This window comes from Flavobacterium sp. 245 (assembly GCF_004362055.1).
Classification (GTDB): Bacteria; Bacteroidota; Bacteroidia; order Flavobacteriales; family Flavobacteriaceae; genus Flavobacterium.
In genome coordinates, this window is the sequence record NZ_SNXB01000003.1 from 322,174 (window position 1) to 337,588 (window position 15,415).

14 protein-coding genes are annotated in these 15,415 nt (G+C 34.1%); 10 read left to right on the top strand and 4 right to left on the bottom strand.

Annotated features, from left to right (window positions below):
- Positions 1 to 35: 35 nt before the first annotated feature.
- Positions 36 to 347: a rhodanese-like domain-containing protein gene (locus EV145_RS07450; protein WP_133524590.1), complete on the bottom strand. Its 312-nt coding sequence runs from the start codon at positions 345 to 347 to the stop codon at positions 36 to 38.
- A gap of 362 nt (positions 348 to 709) precedes the next feature.
- On the opposite strand from EV145_RS07450, the gene EV145_RS07455 reads away from it, so the two are divergent.
- Positions 710 to 1,342: a Crp/Fnr family transcriptional regulator gene (locus EV145_RS07455; protein WP_133524591.1), complete on the top strand. Its 633-nt coding sequence runs from the start codon at positions 710 to 712 to the stop codon at positions 1,340 to 1,342.
- Positions 1,343 to 1,572: 230 nt separating this feature from the next.
- Positions 1,573 to 2,358, top strand: a complete 786-nt coding sequence (locus EV145_RS07460) for a sulfite exporter TauE/SafE family protein (protein ID WP_133524592.1) — start codon at positions 1,573 to 1,575, stop codon at positions 2,356 to 2,358.
- 305 nt (positions 2,359 to 2,663) lie between these two features.
- On the opposite strand, the gene cydB is transcribed toward EV145_RS07460, so the two are convergent.
- From cydB to EV145_RS07475, 3 genes are all read right to left on the bottom strand, one after another.
- Positions 2,664 to 3,740 (bottom strand): cytochrome d ubiquinol oxidase subunit II, encoded by a 1,077-nt coding sequence (gene cydB / locus EV145_RS07465; protein ID WP_133524593.1) that lies wholly within the window; start codon positions 3,738 to 3,740, stop codon positions 2,664 to 2,666.
- A gap of 2 nt (positions 3,741 to 3,742) precedes the next feature.
- Entirely contained in the window at positions 3,743 to 5,089 is a 1,347-nt protein-coding gene (locus EV145_RS07470) for a cytochrome ubiquinol oxidase subunit I (RefSeq protein ID WP_133524594.1), read from the bottom strand.
- A 414-nt stretch (positions 5,090 to 5,503) separates the two neighbouring features.
- Complete coding sequence (locus tag EV145_RS07475) at positions 5,504 to 6,094, bottom strand: HD domain-containing protein (protein WP_133524595.1); 591 nt, start codon at positions 6,092 to 6,094, stop codon at positions 5,504 to 5,506.
- Between the two features lie 234 nt (positions 6,095 to 6,328).
- On the opposite strand from EV145_RS07475, the gene EV145_RS07480 reads away from it, so the two are divergent.
- The 8 genes from EV145_RS07480 (at position 6,329) to EV145_RS07515 (ending at position 15,333) form a co-directional block, all read left to right on the top strand.
- On the top strand, positions 6,329 to 7,747 hold the full coding sequence (locus tag EV145_RS07480; protein ID WP_133524596.1) for an MBL fold metallo-hydrolase: 1,419 nt from the start codon (positions 6,329 to 6,331) through the stop codon (positions 7,745 to 7,747).
- Positions 7,748 to 7,937: 190 nt separating this feature from the next.
- Positions 7,938 to 8,507 (top strand): YeeE/YedE family protein, encoded by a 570-nt coding sequence (locus EV145_RS07485; RefSeq protein ID WP_133524597.1) that lies wholly within the window; start codon positions 7,938 to 7,940, stop codon positions 8,505 to 8,507.
- 10 nt (positions 8,508 to 8,517) lie between these two features.
- The gene (locus tag EV145_RS07490; RefSeq protein WP_133524598.1) at positions 8,518 to 8,997 is read left to right on the top strand and encodes a DUF6691 family protein; all 480 of its coding nucleotides are present in this window, start codon (positions 8,518 to 8,520) and stop codon (positions 8,995 to 8,997) included.
- A 457-nt stretch (positions 8,998 to 9,454) separates the two neighbouring features.
- Complete coding sequence (locus tag EV145_RS07495; protein WP_133524599.1) at positions 9,455 to 9,916, top strand: MarR family winged helix-turn-helix transcriptional regulator; 462 nt, start codon at positions 9,455 to 9,457, stop codon at positions 9,914 to 9,916.
- A gap of 4 nt (positions 9,917 to 9,920) precedes the next feature.
- On the top strand, positions 9,921 to 10,553 hold the full coding sequence (locus tag EV145_RS07500; RefSeq protein WP_133524600.1) for an NAD(P)H-dependent oxidoreductase: 633 nt from the start codon (positions 9,921 to 9,923) through the stop codon (positions 10,551 to 10,553).
- A gap of 33 nt (positions 10,554 to 10,586) precedes the next feature.
- Positions 10,587 to 11,153 (top strand): YceI family protein, encoded by a 567-nt coding sequence (locus EV145_RS07505; protein ID WP_133524601.1) that lies wholly within the window; start codon positions 10,587 to 10,589, stop codon positions 11,151 to 11,153.
- A gap of 195 nt (positions 11,154 to 11,348) precedes the next feature.
- On the top strand, positions 11,349 to 13,838 hold the full coding sequence (locus EV145_RS07510) for a mechanosensitive ion channel family protein (protein ID WP_133524602.1): 2,490 nt from the start codon (positions 11,349 to 11,351) through the stop codon (positions 13,836 to 13,838).
- A gap of 214 nt (positions 13,839 to 14,052) precedes the next feature.
- A complete protein-coding gene (locus EV145_RS07515; protein ID WP_133524603.1) occupies positions 14,053 to 15,333 on the top strand; it encodes a hypothetical protein in 1,281 nt (426 codons plus the stop codon).
- Positions 15,334 to 15,415 lie beyond the last annotated feature (82 nt).

The following is a 15,415-nucleotide window of genomic DNA, read 5'->3' on the forward strand; positions in this document are numbered from 1 at the left end:
CGAAAAAAGAGGCTTTTTGCGCCTCTTCTTCCTTATTATGGTTGTATGGTGTCGCCTTCCCAATCCAGTATACCGCCAAGCAAGTTATAGGCATTTTCTATACCTAATTCATTCATAACTTGACAAGCTTTTGCACTTCTGGCTCCAGAACGGCAATACACATAATAGTTTTTGTTTTTATCTAATTCTTCGATTTCATAAATAAAACCCTGACCTTTATTGATGTCAATGTTTACAGCATTTTCAATATAGCCATCATTAAATTCGTCTTCAGTTCTTACATCAAGTATAACTGCATTTTCGTCAGCGTTTAGCTGAGCAACCCAATCTTCTTGTGATAAATTCATAGTAATAGGTGTTTTTGTAAAATTACGACGTTTCTATTAATTAAAAACGTACCAAATGCGATTTCGATTATTATTCTCAGAAAACGTTTTAGAGAAAGGATTATAATCAGTGATTTACAAATTTACTTACTATTTTTAAAAATTCACTCTATAAAATCGATAGAAAATAGGTTTTTTGCATTTGCACAAAATGCATCTTAATTACAGTTTTCTGACAATTAATGCCAGCCGAATCTATTATCTTTGTAAAGAATTATAATTTTTAATTCGATTTTGACAAAAACATTAGCCACGAATTGCACAAATTCTCACGAATTAATTAGCATAAATCCTGAAATCCGTGGCAAAAAAAAAAAGTTACAATGCAAAACTCCTTAAAAAATATCTTTCCAAATTTTTCCAATGAACTAGTTTCAACTATTGAAGAAAACGGAAACCAGCAAGATTTTGAAGCCGGAACCATTTTAATGCGTACCGGACAATATATTAAAAACACGGTTTTGATACTTAAAGGAAAAATCAAAATATATCGTGAGGGCGAAGATGGCGGCGAGTTTTTAATGTATTATTTACAGCCCGGGCAAGCCTGCGCCATTTCGATGATTTGTACTGCCAAAAGCGAAAAAAGCCAAATCATGGCAAAAGTTGTCGAAGATGTTACTGTTATGATGATTCCGTTGCAAATGATGGACAAATGGATGATGGAACACCGTTCCTGGTATGAATTTGTAATTGAAACCTATAGAAGTCGTTTTGAAGAAGTCTTAGAAGTTGTCGACAATATCGCTTTTCGTTCTATGGATGAACGTTTGGAATTTTACTTAAAAAGACATTCTGATGCTTGTGGCTGTTCTGAAGTTAAACTTTCGCACCAAGAAATCGCAACCGAATTAAACACTTCTCGAGAAGTCGTTTCAAGATTACTTAAAAAAATGGAACAACGAGGTTTGGTCAAGCTCAATCGCAACCAAATAGAACTTTTGATAAAAAATTAAACATTTAATTTTTGTTTTTAACCATTAAGATATTAAGAAAGTTAAGATTACTGCTTAGCTTTTCTTAAGAAAGATTAAGGCTCTCTTACTTAATTTTCTTTGCTAGCTAAACGCATGCAAACTTAACTTTCTTAATATCTTAATGGTAAAATAATTTTCACAATCCTTATGTGATAAATGTTACTGTAGGTTTCTAATTTCCGAAGCAACTTTGCATCAAAACAAATGCAATGGAATATATAGGCTATTTTGCTTCAATCATAATCGGGATTTCGCTGGGCTTAATTGGCGGTGGAGGATCGATTCTGACTATTCCAATTCTCGTATATTTATTTAAAGTAAATCCAGAGCAAGCAACTTCTTATTCCTTATTTATTGTTGGTTTGACCGCACTTTCCGGAAGCTACACTCATTACAAAATGGGAAATTTAAAATTAAAGTCGGCATTGTATTTTGCGATTCCTTCAGTGATTTCGATTTTGATTATTCGTGAAGTTATTTTTCCGCAAATTGCTTCTACCCTGTTTTCAATCGCTTCTTATTCTGTTTCGAAAGATTTTCTGATTATGATTGTCTTTTCGGTTTTAATGATTACCGCAGCAATTTCGATGATTCAAAAACCACAACCCGAAATAAAAAGCGCCGAAACAAATTATCTTCAATTAAGCATAATTGGCTTTTTAGTCGGAATTGTAACAGGATTTCTGGGAGCTGGCGGTGGATTTTTAATAATTCCGGCACTTTTATTCTTTGCCAAATTACCCATGAAACAAGCCGTTGGGACTTCGCTTTTAATTATTACAATCAATTCTTCAATAGGTTTTGCAGGCGATTTATACATCGGAACTCCCATAAATTACCCCTTTTTATTAGGCGTTTCAGGAATGGCACTTCTCGGAATGTTTATCGGAAGCCGTCTTTCTAAAAAAATTGACGGCGCAAAGTTAAAACCGCTTTTCGGCTGGTTTGTTCTCGTGATGGGAATTTATATTATTGCAAAAGAGGTTTTATTCTAAAGCATTTAACATCACACTAATTCGGCAAATTTGTGTAGATTTTTAAATATTTTCAATTTAGTTTACTTGTAGAGTAGTCTTTGTCAAAGTTTCAGGCTTTGACAAAGGTGAAACTAAAAAAGGATAACGCTTCTATCCCTAACACAGACTCAGGTACGTTGAGGTTTTCATTACTATTTAAAAGAAATACAAAATGAGATTGCTTCGTTCCTCGCAAAGACGCACGCTAGGTCATTGCGAGGAACGAAGCAACCACACTACAATATTAAACACAAAGGCGGAGCAAATTAACAGCAAAAAAACCTCTAATGCTCTCCATACCCAACATCATCCATCTTCCCGCTAAAAACACGATACTGAATAACAAAATAAACAATCACCAAAAACAAAGCGATAAAAAACCAGCTCAAACCTGCGTTCAAACCATATTCTCCAGCGGCGGTGTTATAAATCGTTAACGACGGATTTACATTATTAGTTGAAGGCAAAACATTCGGAAAAATTGAAACGGCTGTCGAAGCAAATCCTCCAACTAAAAATAGGGTTGAAAACAGAAATCCGTGGCCGTCTTTTTTAAAGGAACGGACTTTGAATAATCCTAAAATTCCAACAAAAGTCATGATTGGGAAAAACCATAAAATTGGATTTTCAATAAAATTATGAAACGGCTGAGGTTCGATAAAATGCCAAATTTGAAGTGAAATAAAAACCAGAATCAGCAAAACGATATTCAATCTAAAAACCACATTTTTAAGTTTTGGGTTTAGAGACGAATTTGTTTTATAAATAATCCAATTAGCACCGTGAATGGTTAAGGCGACGGTACTCACAATTCCTAAGAAAAGTGTAAACCAGTCAATAATTCCCAATTCATTTGCCTGCGGACTAAAAGTTGGATTCCATAATGGCAGAAAGAAAAAATGTGGTTCCTGTGTCGAAACACCGTTTTGCACCATTCCGAGATTAACACCGCGAACGATATTTCCTAAAGCAATTCCGAAGAAAAGTGCCAAAAGCAAACTTGCAATTCCGAAAGCTTTATCCCAAATCGCTTCCCACATATGATTATGCACTTGTCCGCGCATTTCTAATCCGATGGCACGAAAAATCAAAAGCCATAAAATCATAATCAAAGGCAAATAAAAACCACTGAAAGAAGATGCGTATAATGTTGGAAAAGCAAAAAATAAAACGCCTCCGGCAGCAATCAACCAAACTTCATTAGCATCCCAAAACGGACCAATTGAATTCGTGATTACTTTTTTATCTCTTTCAGTATCGGCAAAAAATAAATGAATAATTCCTGCGCCAAAATCGTAGCCATCTAAAACTAGATAAACAGCCAAAATTCCCATTAAAACTACGTACCAAAAAAATTCCATATTTATATTTTTTCTGTTGAAAGTTCCACGTGATGAGGTCCTTTATTGATAATTTTTCCAATCAAAAGCAAAAACAACATTCCGAGCAAAAGGTACAATCCAATAAAACCCAGCAATGTAAACAAAGTATTTCCTGAAGAAACCGTTGGCGACGCACCTGCTGCGGTTCGCATTAAATTATAAACGAGCCACGGCTGTCTTCCTAATTCGGCCGTGTACCAGCCCGTTGTATTCGCGATGTATGGAAATGGCATCATAAACATAAGTGACCATAGAATCCATTTGGTTTCGAATAATTTACCTCTTATTAATTGAAAAAGTGAGAGAACCATTAAACCAATAAATACAGTTCCGAGACCAACCATAATATGATACGCATAATACAACCCAGAAATATTTGTTGGATGCAAATCTTCTTCAAATTGATCCAAACCTTTAATTTCTTGATCCCAGTTTCCATAAGTAAGGAAACTTAGAATATTTGGAACAGCGATTTTATTGTCTAGTTTTTTGTCTTTAACATCAGGCTGACCGATTAAGACAATTTCTGAACCTTTTTTCTCGGTATGAAAAATTCCTTCCATTCCTGCAAAAGTTACCGGTTGATATTTCACGACATTTTTTGCCAGTAAATCTCCCGTTGGAACTGCAACTACAATACTCGAAATCAATCCGAAGATAACTCCGGTTTTCAAGAATAATTTTCCAAAAGAAATATTCTTTTTACTCAAAATATAGAAAGCACCAATTCCTGCAACGACAAAAGAACTCGTAACCAAAGAAGCGGCCTGATTGTGCAAATAGGAAGGCCAAAGCCACGGATTTAAAAATAAAGCCTGAAAATTATTGAGGACAAATTTTCCGTTTTCGATAATTTCATAACCCACCGGATTCTGCATCCACGAATGTGTAGCGATGATTAAAAATCCGCTGGCCCAGGAACCGATACAAATTAATAATCCGGTTACAAAATGCCATTTGTGGCCGAGGAGCTTTTCTCCAAATAAAAATATCCCCAGAAAAGAGGATTCTAAAAAGAAGGAAAACATTCCTTCCATCGCCAAAGTCTGGCCTATAATTCCGCCCGTTAATTCGGAGAATTTAGCCCAGTTTGTTCCGAATTGAAATTCCATTGGAATTCCCGTAACAACGCCCATCGCAAAATTCAGGGCGAAAATCTTCATCCAGAAATGTGTCGCGTGGTTGTATTGTTCGTCTTTAGTTTTAAGGTATTTCCATTTGAAGTAAACAATGATCAAAGAAAGACCCATTGTAAGTTGCGGAAAAAGATAGTGAAAGGTAATTGTGAAGGCGAATTGCATTCGGTCATAAAAAAGCATTTCTTCCATTATAGTGGTATTTGGTTTTATGAAGTTCCACAAATTTACCCATTAAAACCCGAAATTCCTGTCTTTAAAAAAAGTTTATACGCTGGTATTTGTTAAACTTTTCAACAATTTTATAAGTGGAAATTATATTTATGTTTAGTATGATTCCCAAAAGTTTGTCATTTCGACGTAAGGAGAAATCCTCGCGGGAAGCTCTACAAAGATTAGATTCTCATTGCGGAGTTACTTGCGAGGATTTCTCCTTCGTCGAAATGACAAGATTGTGCGCATATGCGTATCAAACATAGCACGCGGTTTCAACCGCGGGGACACAATGCATATATCCCGTTTCTCCCTCTCGTATGGTTTCAATCGCGGAAACGCATGCGTAATCACAATACGTTTCCCACGGTTGAAACCGTGGGCTATATTTAATTATTTCTTCAAAATCCCTTTTTCAACACTTTCATTAATCAAACCTTCAGCATAATTCCATAAAGTTTTGGATCCCTCTTTTATGACGCTTTTCTTTTGGTAGACTTTATCATATTTCACTCCAAACTCTTCCCATGTTCCGCCATTATTAGAAGTATTCTGCAATAAAGGCTCTAACCTATCCATTGATTTGGCAAATTTGGCTTCATTGGTTTCTCCTGCTTCAAATTCTTCCCAAATGGCAATAAAATCTTCAGCCTGTTTTTTCGGAAGCAAACCAAAAATACGATTCGCTGCTAAACGCTCTTCATCAGTATTATCATGATTTTTTGCTGCATCGTATAAAAAAACATCTCCAGCATCGATCTCAACAATGTCGTGCATCAAAACCATTTTCACCACTTTCAAAACATCAATCGGTTCGTTTGAATGTTCCGCTAAAACCATTGCCATTAAAGCCAAATGCCAACTGTGCTCAGCATCATTTTCGCATCGGTCGCTGTTAAACAATTTCGTTTTTCGCTGAATGTATTTTACTTTATCAATCTCTTTTATAAAAGCAATTTGATCTAATAAATCTGTTGTATTCATATAAATGATTTTAGCAATTCTGCAAAATTACGCAGATTTTTTATTCCACCATATAAGTAATATAAGTTCATTTTTAGCAAAACGCAGATTAACCAACACCTTAAATTTAGTTGTATCACTTATATCGTGAAATTTTTTCTTTTTACACAAAAAACAAATTTCTGTAACATTAGTCACCTATTTTAAGAGAAAACAAAGTTATCTTTGTGTTCCCATATTTTTAGAATTCATATCATGAAAATAGAACAAATTTACACCGGATGCCTTGCGCAGGGTGCATACTATATAACTTCAAACGGCGAAGCGGCAATTATTGATCCGCTTAGAGAAATTCAGCCTTATTTAGATCGTTTAGAACGTGACAGCGTTAAATTGAAATATATTTTTGAAACGCATTTCCACGCCGATTTCGTTTCTGGGCACGTTGATTTAAGCAAAGAAACCGGAGCGCCAATCGTTTACGGACCAAATGCTGCCTGCGAATTTGACTGCATTTCTGCAAAAGACGGACAAGAATTCAAACTTGGAAAAGTTACAATTAAAGTATTACATACTCCAGGCCACACCATGGAAAGCACTACTTTTTTATTGATTGATGAAAACGGAAAAGATCACGCGATTTTCTCTGGCGACACTTTATTTATTGGCGATGTAGGACGTCCAGATTTAGCACAAAAAGCAGCTGGAATGACACAAGATGAATTAGCCGGAATTTTATTTCACTCTTTAAGAGATAAAATAATGACTTTGGCTGATGATGTAATCGTTTATCCGGCACATGGAGCGGGAAGCGCATGCGGAAAAAACATGAGCAAAGAAACTGTTTCGACAATTGGAAATCAAAAAGCAACAAACTATGCTTTGCGCGCCAATATGACCGAAGAAGAATTCATAAAAGAAGTAACTGACGGTTTATTGCCTCCTCCTGCCTATTTCAGCATGAATGTTGCGATGAACAAACAAGGCTACGAAAGTTTTGAAACAGTTTTGCATAACGGAATGAAAGCAATTAAAGCCGAAGAATTTGAGGCTGTTGCTGAAGATACCGGAGCTTTGATTCTAGACACAAGAAGCGCTGCTGATTTCAGCAAAGGATTTATTCCGCAATCTATCAATATTGGAATCAATGGCGATTTTGCGCCGTGGGTTGGAACTTTAATTGCCGATGTAAAACAACCTATTATATTGGTTACTACAATTGGAATGGAAGAAGAAACTGTAACGCGTTTAAGCCGTGTTGGTTTTGACACCATTATTGGTCATCTTGAAGGCGGGTTTGAAGCTTGGCAAAAAGCGGGTTTTGAAATTGATACCGTAAACCGAATTACTGCGGAGCAATTTGCTAAAGAAGTTAAAATTGATACCGATAAAATAATTGACATTCGCAAAGAAACAGAATATGAAGCTGAACATATTGAAGATGCGTACAGCAAACCTCTTGCCTATATCAACGAATGGGTAAAAGACATTAACCCAAATGAGCATTTTTATTTGCATTGTGCCGGTGGTTACCGAAGCATGATTGCGGCTTCGATTTTGCAAGCGCGTGGTTTCAGAAATTTTTCTGAAATTGAAGGTGGTTTTGGAGCTATTGCAAAAACCGAAATACCAAAATCAGATTTTGTTTGTCAAAGCAAAGTCTTGAAAGCATAAACATTGAGCATAATTTTTTACCATTAAGATATTAAGGAAATTAAGCAGTAACTCCTAATCTTTCTTTGTCAAGTTTATTAAGCAAGTGACACTTAATTTTTCTTCATCAAGTTTTATTAAGTTGCTAAATCTTAATTTCCTTAATATCTTAATGGTAAAAAAATAAAAAATCTAATTTTTTAAAATAAATATGAATTTACTAGAAATTATAAAAGAACCATGGCCTTGGTACGTTGCTGGCCCTTTAATTGGACTGACTGTTCCAATTTTATTAATTATCGGAAATAAATCTTTTGGGATTAGTTCTTCGTTGCGACATATTTGTGCGGCTTGTATTCCTTCAAATATTTCGTTTTTTAAATACGATTGGAAAAAAGAAAGCTGGAATTTATTCTTTGTTCTCGGAATATTTCTTGGCGGTGTTATTGCTGCTTATTTTCTATCTAATCCAAATACAGTTGTAATTACTCCAGAACTTTCAGAACAATTATCAGGTTACGGAATCACAGATCATACTGGTTTAGTTCCAGCACAATTATTTTCTTGGGAAAGTTTATTCACGCTTCGTGGCTTTATTATGATTGTTGTGGGCGGATTTTTAGTTGGTTTCGGAACGCGTTATGCGGGCGGATGTACGAGCGGACATGCTATTATGGGATTATCAAACCTGCAATGGCCGTCGTTAGTAGCCACAATCTGTTTTATGATTGGCGGTTTTGTAATGGCACTTTTGATTTTGCCACATATTCTTTCACTTTAAAATGTCAAAAATGAATAGTTTAGAAAATAAAAATATAGACAGCGAAGGAATCAACGCAAGTCAGAAAAAAGAAACAGGGCTGGCAAACATTAAATATTTAATCGTCGGCATCTTTTTCGGAATTGTATTTGTAAAAGCCGAAATCATCAGCTGGTTCCGTATTCAGGAAATGTTCAATTTACAGTCGTTTTTTATGTATGGCGTAATTGGAAGCGCAGTTGCAGTTGGCGTTGTCTCGGTATTTCTGATTAAAAAATTCAATATTAAAACCCTTCAGGGCGAAAAAATCGAAATTCAGCCAAAGACTTTCAGCAAAGGACAAATCTACGGAGGTTTATTATTTGGTTTTGGATGGGCGATTACTGGAGCTTGTCCGGGTCCTCTATTCGCTCAAATTGGAACTGGCGCGACTGTAATCGTTGTTACTTTGGTAAGTGCTATTGCTGGAACTTGGTTTTATGGCTTGATCAAAGATAAATTGCCTCATTAGGATTTTTTACCTTATAATATATACATATAAAAACCCGACATGTTTTCGAAACCTGTCGGGTTTCTTGTATCGTTTGCTCGCGTGAGGGATAGAGCTAAGCTACCGAAGTAGCAGCGAAAGCCCGACAGCATCCCGATAAGAGGGCGTATATGCGCAAGGTAAATTTGCCCTCTTATCGGGATGGTGGCACGCCCTGATGATCAAATTTCACATTCTGTTAAAACCAATTATTTTAAAGAACCAAAACCTAAACCTATCTTTATCAAAGCTTTAAAGAATTTAGCGAAGATAATTTGGGGCTTTAAAAAAATAAATAGTACTTTTACACTAATTATATAGGCTTTGTCAAGTTACTAATTTTTGACGTTATTTCAATTAACAAAAAATTAACATCACATTTGTATATACAACTATTAAAAGTTATACATTTGTATATACAAATTATACACTTACGACTATGACAATTGAAGAGGTTATTAAGAGTACAGTTAAGATGGATAATGCGAAAAAAGTTATTCTGAATATCATGTACACACAAAATGTGATTCAGGATCATTTCAACGAGATAATGAAACCGTATGATTTATCTGGAGAACAATATAATGTGCTGCGCATATTAAGAGGACAAAAAGGAAATCCTGCTAATATGTGTGTGATACAAGAACGTATGTTAGCCAAAACGAGTAACACAACCCGATTAGTTGACAAATTATTATTGAAAGAATTTGTAACAAGAAACGTTTGTCCTGATAATCGACGAAAAATCGAAGTTTTGATTACACAGAAAGGATTAGATGTATTAAAAGAATTAGACCCAAAGGTAGATGAGCACGAGCGCCTGTTTGCCGACAATATAAGCCGAGAAGAATTAGAATTATTAAACACATTATTAGAAAAATACCGAACCCAACAAAATTAATATTATGAGTACATTATTAGACAATTTAAATTGGAGATATGCAACCAAAAAATTTGATGCCACTAAAAAAATTGCTGCAGCAGATTTAAATACTTTAAAAGAAGCTGTTAGATTAGCTGCTTCTTCATACGGATTACAACCTTATAAAGTTATTATTGTAGAAAACCCTGAAATTAGAGAAAAATTAAAAGCGGCGGCTTACGGTCAAACGCAAATTACAGATGCTTCTCAACTTTTTATTTTTGCAAATGACTTAAATGCAGGTCCAGAATCTGTAGATGCTTATATCAAAAATATCAGTGAAACAAGAGGAGTTCCTGCTGAAGCTTTAGCTGGATTCGGCGATATGATGAAAGGCACTATCGCAAATTTATCACAAGATGCTAAAAATATCTGGACTGCAAAACAAACGTACATTGCTTTAGGAACATTATTAGCGGCTGCCGCTGAATTAAAAATTGATGCAACTCCAATGGAAGGTTTCAATCCTGCTGCATTCAACGAAATCTTAGGTTTCGATAAATTAGGTTTAAACGCTTCAGTTATTGCAACTGTAGGTTACAGACATGATGAGGACGACGCTCAGCATTACAAAAAAGTTAGAAAATCTCACGAAGAATTATTTATCACACTATAATTATTTTATTAATCCAAATTCAATTTTAACAACATGAAAAATTTAAAAACAATTGCAATAGCATTATTCGTAGCAGCGGCTAGTATTTCAGTAAATGCTCAAACAAAAAAAATCGACGTAAAAGCATCTACTATCAAATGGGTAGGTAAAAAAGTAACTGGAGAGCACTCTGGAACTGTAAACTTCAAAGATGGAGCTGTAGTTTTCAAAGGAAAAAAATTAACTGGTGGTTCTTTTACAGTTGACATGACTTCATTAACTGCAACTGACTTAACTGGAGAATACCAAGGAAAATTAAACGGTCACTTAAAAGCTGACGATTTCTTTGGAACTGATAAATTCCCAACTGCAAAATTAGTTTTCAAAACTATCGGAGCTAAAGCAACTGATGTTTATACTGTAACTGCTGATTTAACTATCAAAGGAATTACTAAACCTGTAACTTTTGACATCACTGTAGCTGGAAACACTGCAACTACTGCTTTCAAAGTTGACAGAACTAAATACGATATCAAATACAACTCTGGTAACTTCTTCGAAAACTTAGGAGACAAAACTATCAATGACGATTTCGAATTGACAGTAGCTTTAAAATTCTAATATTTTAAGACTTACTAATTCTTATATAAAAAAACCTGAATGAAAGTTCAGGTTTTTTTTATGCTTAAAAACAAACCAACTCTATAACTAACTCTTTTTTAAACACATATACAAAAAGAAACAAAAATTTTTGTTAAATTTGGTAAACGCATCGATTAACTATTTCAAAATAACTAATGAAATAACTATAGCCAAATGTCAAATTTTGCATTTCTACTCCAAAACATCGCAAAGAAATACAAAAGTATTGGTTTCAACCTTTTTTTAATTGCCGTCACGACTTTATCCTCTGTTTCTGGTATTTCTCAAAACACAAAAACAAAATTAGATTCTATTGTTAAGGAATTAGGAATTAAAGATAAAGCTTCCCTAATTATACTTAAAGGCAAAGCCGAAAGTGATAAAAAATTAAGAGAGGAGAAATACCTTAACTACCAAAATATTCAAAAACAAAATAAACTTTTTAATTTAATTGAATTAGAAATTCACAATGCAAAATTTCTTTTAACTAAAGGATTCAATTACAAAGACGTAGCTGGAGAAATTCATCAATTAAAAGATTGGGAAGAATTTGCAGTTAAAGGAATTGTTGGAAAAAAATTTAGAGTTTTAACGGATCGAAATCTTAGTTCGACTTCTATTCTTCTTGACGAATTATTAAACCGATCCACCGAGCGTTTAAAAAAAATCAGTCTTGAAAACCAGCAACTCAGCCGAACTCAAGAAAAAATAGATTCTCTAGTTGCTCAAAAAAACCTCTATTATGTTCCGAATGATTCTGTTTCAAGAGAAATTTACCGTCTTCAATCCGAAAGAATGAGTAAGGATATCGCACTGATTTCTGAAAGGTTAAAGAATGCTGTAGACAGCATTCAAACATTGGAAATCATGGGAGACCAATTGAAATATAAAATTGAATCGGATATAATTGAAAACAACAGGCTCAGAAAATTAGAACTCGATCAATTGTTCACTAAAAAAGTGCCCGTTTTTGAGCGTCCTCTTATTGATATAGATCCATTTGCAACTTCTATCAGAACCAATTATCTTGTGATGTATTTTTATTTGATCAACAATAAAAATTCAATCCTTACCATGTTTCTTTTGATCATTGGAACTGCGATTTATTTCAGATTGCAAAAAGGAAAATTTATTGAGCTGGGTTATAAAAAAGAAATGTTGCTTGATATCAATATCTTAAACAGTCCTATTGCGGCTGCATTTTTGGTTGTATTCAATTTATATCAGTTTGTACTTCCAATGCCTCCACTTATTTTCTCCATAATTCTCTGGACAATATCCATTATTTCGTTGACCATCATGATGCTGCATACGATAAAGACATTTGTGTGGAAAGTATTGATTTCCATTTTTGTTCTTAATTTATTAGCCTTTTTTGATATTATAATACTAATTCATTTTGTCGGGGAATCTTTTTTAATTTTAGCAATAAATATTCTTGGCATCGGAATAGGCATTTACTCCTTCATAAACAGAGCACAATTTCAAAGAAAAATCTATTTATGGTACATTATTGCAGGAGCTATTCTTCAAATTTTCTCCTTCTATTATTTGGTAAACGGCCACTATAATTTAGGAAAATTTTTAATGACAAAGGCCGTTTATTCCATAGTAGTCATTTTTTCTCTTTACCATACTTTAATTGTAGTCAAAGAGATTAGTTTGGTCTCCAAACTTTTAAAAACAATCGACGAAGATAGTTCGAAGAAAACTATAAAAGGAATTCCGCACAATTTTAACTTTGGCCTGTATCTACTGCTTTTCGTTTCTTGCTTTATACTAATGATTAGAAACACCTACCTTTTTCAAAGTATCGTCAACCCTTTTAGAAACTCGATTTCCGAGACAAGAAATATTGGAAATATCTCCTTTACGTTTGAAAATATCATCATATTCATTCTTATTATTTTATTGTCTGGTTTCATCTCCAAGGTGGTTTCCTTTTTAGCAAGCGACAATCAGGTTATTAAAAATAAAGACAACGCAAAAAGCATTGGAAGCTGGATGTTTTTATCAAGAATTACAATTGTGACTTTAGGCGTTCTGGTTGCATTTGCTTCTACTGGAATTCCGTTAGACAGAATAACATTAATCATAAGTGCACTTGGAGTCGGTATAGGTTTTGGTATGCAAAGTCTGGTGAACAATCTAATAAGCGGATTAATTATTGCCTTCGAAAAACCGGTAAACCTAAACGATATTATCGAAGTAGGCACACAATCCGGAAAAATGAAATCTATCGGCATTCGAAGTAGCGTTGTTACGACCTATGACGGAGCTGATGTCGTGATTCCGAATGGCGATTTATTAAATCAAAATTTAACCAACTGGACGCTGGGAAACAACCAGCGAAGATCGCAAATCCGATTTGGAGTTGCTTACGGAACCGACTTAGAATTGACAAAAAAATTACTTTACGAAATCCTGGAGAAGAATAAAAATATTCTACTGAAACCGAAACCAACGATTTGGTTTACCAAATTTGGAGATAATTCGATTGATTTAGTAGTCATGTATTGGATCAAGCATTTCGACTTTGACTACGATGTTAAAAGCGAATTAATTATGGCCATTGACAAAACATTAAAAGCAAACAAAATTGTCATACCGTTTGCACAGCAGGATATTCATATTATTAATAAAAATATAGAACCTGAAGATTAGTGAATTTTGTTTACGGCTGAAGTTTAAATTCGTAAATAAAAACCAGCTTTCTTAGAATTACAATTCTTTTGTAAAAAGGGATTTTCTTTTCAAAAACATAACGTTCTTAATACTAAAATAACGCTTTCATAATAACTATAACCGAATTGATTAACATTCGGACTCTAATTTTGAGCAAATTAAAAATCCAAAACTAGAAATTAAAATTATAGTTATGAAAACAAAAACTACTATTGCTTTTTTTATCGTTTTAAGCACTTTTTTCCTGCAGGCTCAACAACAGACTAAAGGAATTATTGGAACCAATAACTGGATGAACAATTGGACCAATTTTAAACCTGCTGCCAACGAATATAACGAAGCAACTAATATAATTGCCGGAACAATAGACAAAGATTTAAAATTACTAAAACGCAATACCTATCAATTAGTTGGTGTTGTTTACGTAACCAATAACGCTACTTTAACAATCGAACCTGGGACTGTAATTCGTGGCGATGACAAAACATGCGGAACGCTTGTAATTACAAACGGTGCTAAAATTATCGCCGAAGGTTTAGAAACTGATCCTATTATTTTTACTTCAAATAAAGAAAAAACAGAAAGAAAACCAGGCGACTGGGGCGGTATTATTGTTTTAGGAAAGGCTCCAATAAACACTTTGGGAGGTCTTCATACTTTGCCATTTGATCTTGAACCTTTGTTAAATCATTATGGAGGCCAAGATGCCGAAGACAATTCTGGTGTTCTAAAATATATTAGAATTGAATATGCAGGAAGAAAATTAAGCTCATTGAAAGAACTAAACGGACTTTCGTTGGCTGGAGTTGGAAGAAAAACAGTTTTAAACAATATACAAATCAGTTATTCAAATGATGATTCTTTTGAATGTTATGGTGGAGATTTGAATATGAGTAATTTAATTTCGTACCGAACTACAGATGACGATTTTGATTTTACGCAAGGCGCGCAAATTAATATCAGCAACAGTGTTGCTATTCGTCACCCTTTTTCATCAGATATTTCGGGTTCAAGATGTTTTGAAGTTGATTCTTATGACAAAATTGGAGGTACTGACATGTCTAAAAAAATGACAAAAATAAACGCTTCAAATATTACATTAGTTAATATGGAAGAAAACAATCAAGGATTGGTACGTGAGTCAGTTTATGTTAGAGAAAATACTTTTTTTAATCTATCAAACAGTATCATTTCAGGTTTTACACCATTTGTTTTATTAGAAGGCAATATTGGAAATGGCGATGAAAATTTGGCAAAACTTACTTTCAAAAACTTAATTGTAAACAATTGCAATGGTGGCATTAACAGTGAATCGTCGTCAAGCAATGCGGTAATTGAAAACTTTTACAACAGTCAAAATTCGGGTATAGAATATACAAAACTTAAAAATACAGAGCTGTTTACAACACCTAACATTAAAGGAAGTCCAGATTTTAGAGCAAACGTAAATAACACGCTGGCTATTGGAAATTAAGGCATTAAACGACTTTTCCATTTTAAAATTTAACAAATTTTCAGATTTAGAAAAGTTTTTTTTGAAATTTTATGACTTCTAA

What these genes read in the sequence shown, in the direction of transcription:
- EV145_RS07450 (WP_133524590.1), bottom strand. Translation starts at nt 347, where the DNA reads ATGAATTTATCACAAGAAGATTGGGTTGCTCAGCTAAACGCTGACGAA.
- EV145_RS07455 (WP_133524591.1), top strand. Translation starts at nt 710, where the DNA reads ATGCAAAACTCCTTAAAAAATATCTTTCCAAATTTTTCCAATGAACTA.
- EV145_RS07460 (WP_133524592.1), top strand. Translation starts at nt 1,573, where the DNA reads ATGGAATATATAGGCTATTTTGCTTCAATCATAATCGGGATTTCGCTG.
- cydB (WP_133524593.1), bottom strand. Translation starts at nt 3,740, where the DNA reads ATGGAATTTTTTTGGTACGTAGTTTTAATGGGAATTTTGGCTGTTTAT.
- EV145_RS07470 (WP_133524594.1), bottom strand. Translation starts at nt 5,089, where the DNA reads ATGGAAGAAATGCTTTTTTATGACCGAATGCAATTCGCCTTCACAATT.
- EV145_RS07475 (WP_133524595.1), bottom strand. Translation starts at nt 6,094, where the DNA reads ATGAATACAACAGATTTATTAGATCAAATTGCTTTTATAAAAGAGATT.
- EV145_RS07480 (WP_133524596.1), top strand. Translation starts at nt 6,329, where the DNA reads ATGAAAATAGAACAAATTTACACCGGATGCCTTGCGCAGGGTGCATAC.
- EV145_RS07485 (WP_133524597.1), top strand. Translation starts at nt 7,938, where the DNA reads ATGAATTTACTAGAAATTATAAAAGAACCATGGCCTTGGTACGTTGCT.
- EV145_RS07490 (WP_133524598.1), top strand. Translation starts at nt 8,518, where the DNA reads ATGAATAGTTTAGAAAATAAAAATATAGACAGCGAAGGAATCAACGCA.
- EV145_RS07495 (WP_133524599.1), top strand. Translation starts at nt 9,455, where the DNA reads ATGACAATTGAAGAGGTTATTAAGAGTACAGTTAAGATGGATAATGCG.
- EV145_RS07500 (WP_133524600.1), top strand. Translation starts at nt 9,921, where the DNA reads ATGAGTACATTATTAGACAATTTAAATTGGAGATATGCAACCAAAAAA.
- EV145_RS07505 (WP_133524601.1), top strand. Translation starts at nt 10,587, where the DNA reads ATGAAAAATTTAAAAACAATTGCAATAGCATTATTCGTAGCAGCGGCT.
- EV145_RS07510 (WP_133524602.1), top strand. Translation starts at nt 11,349, where the DNA reads ATGTCAAATTTTGCATTTCTACTCCAAAACATCGCAAAGAAATACAAA.
- EV145_RS07515 (WP_133524603.1), top strand. Translation starts at nt 14,053, where the DNA reads ATGAAAACAAAAACTACTATTGCTTTTTTTATCGTTTTAAGCACTTTT.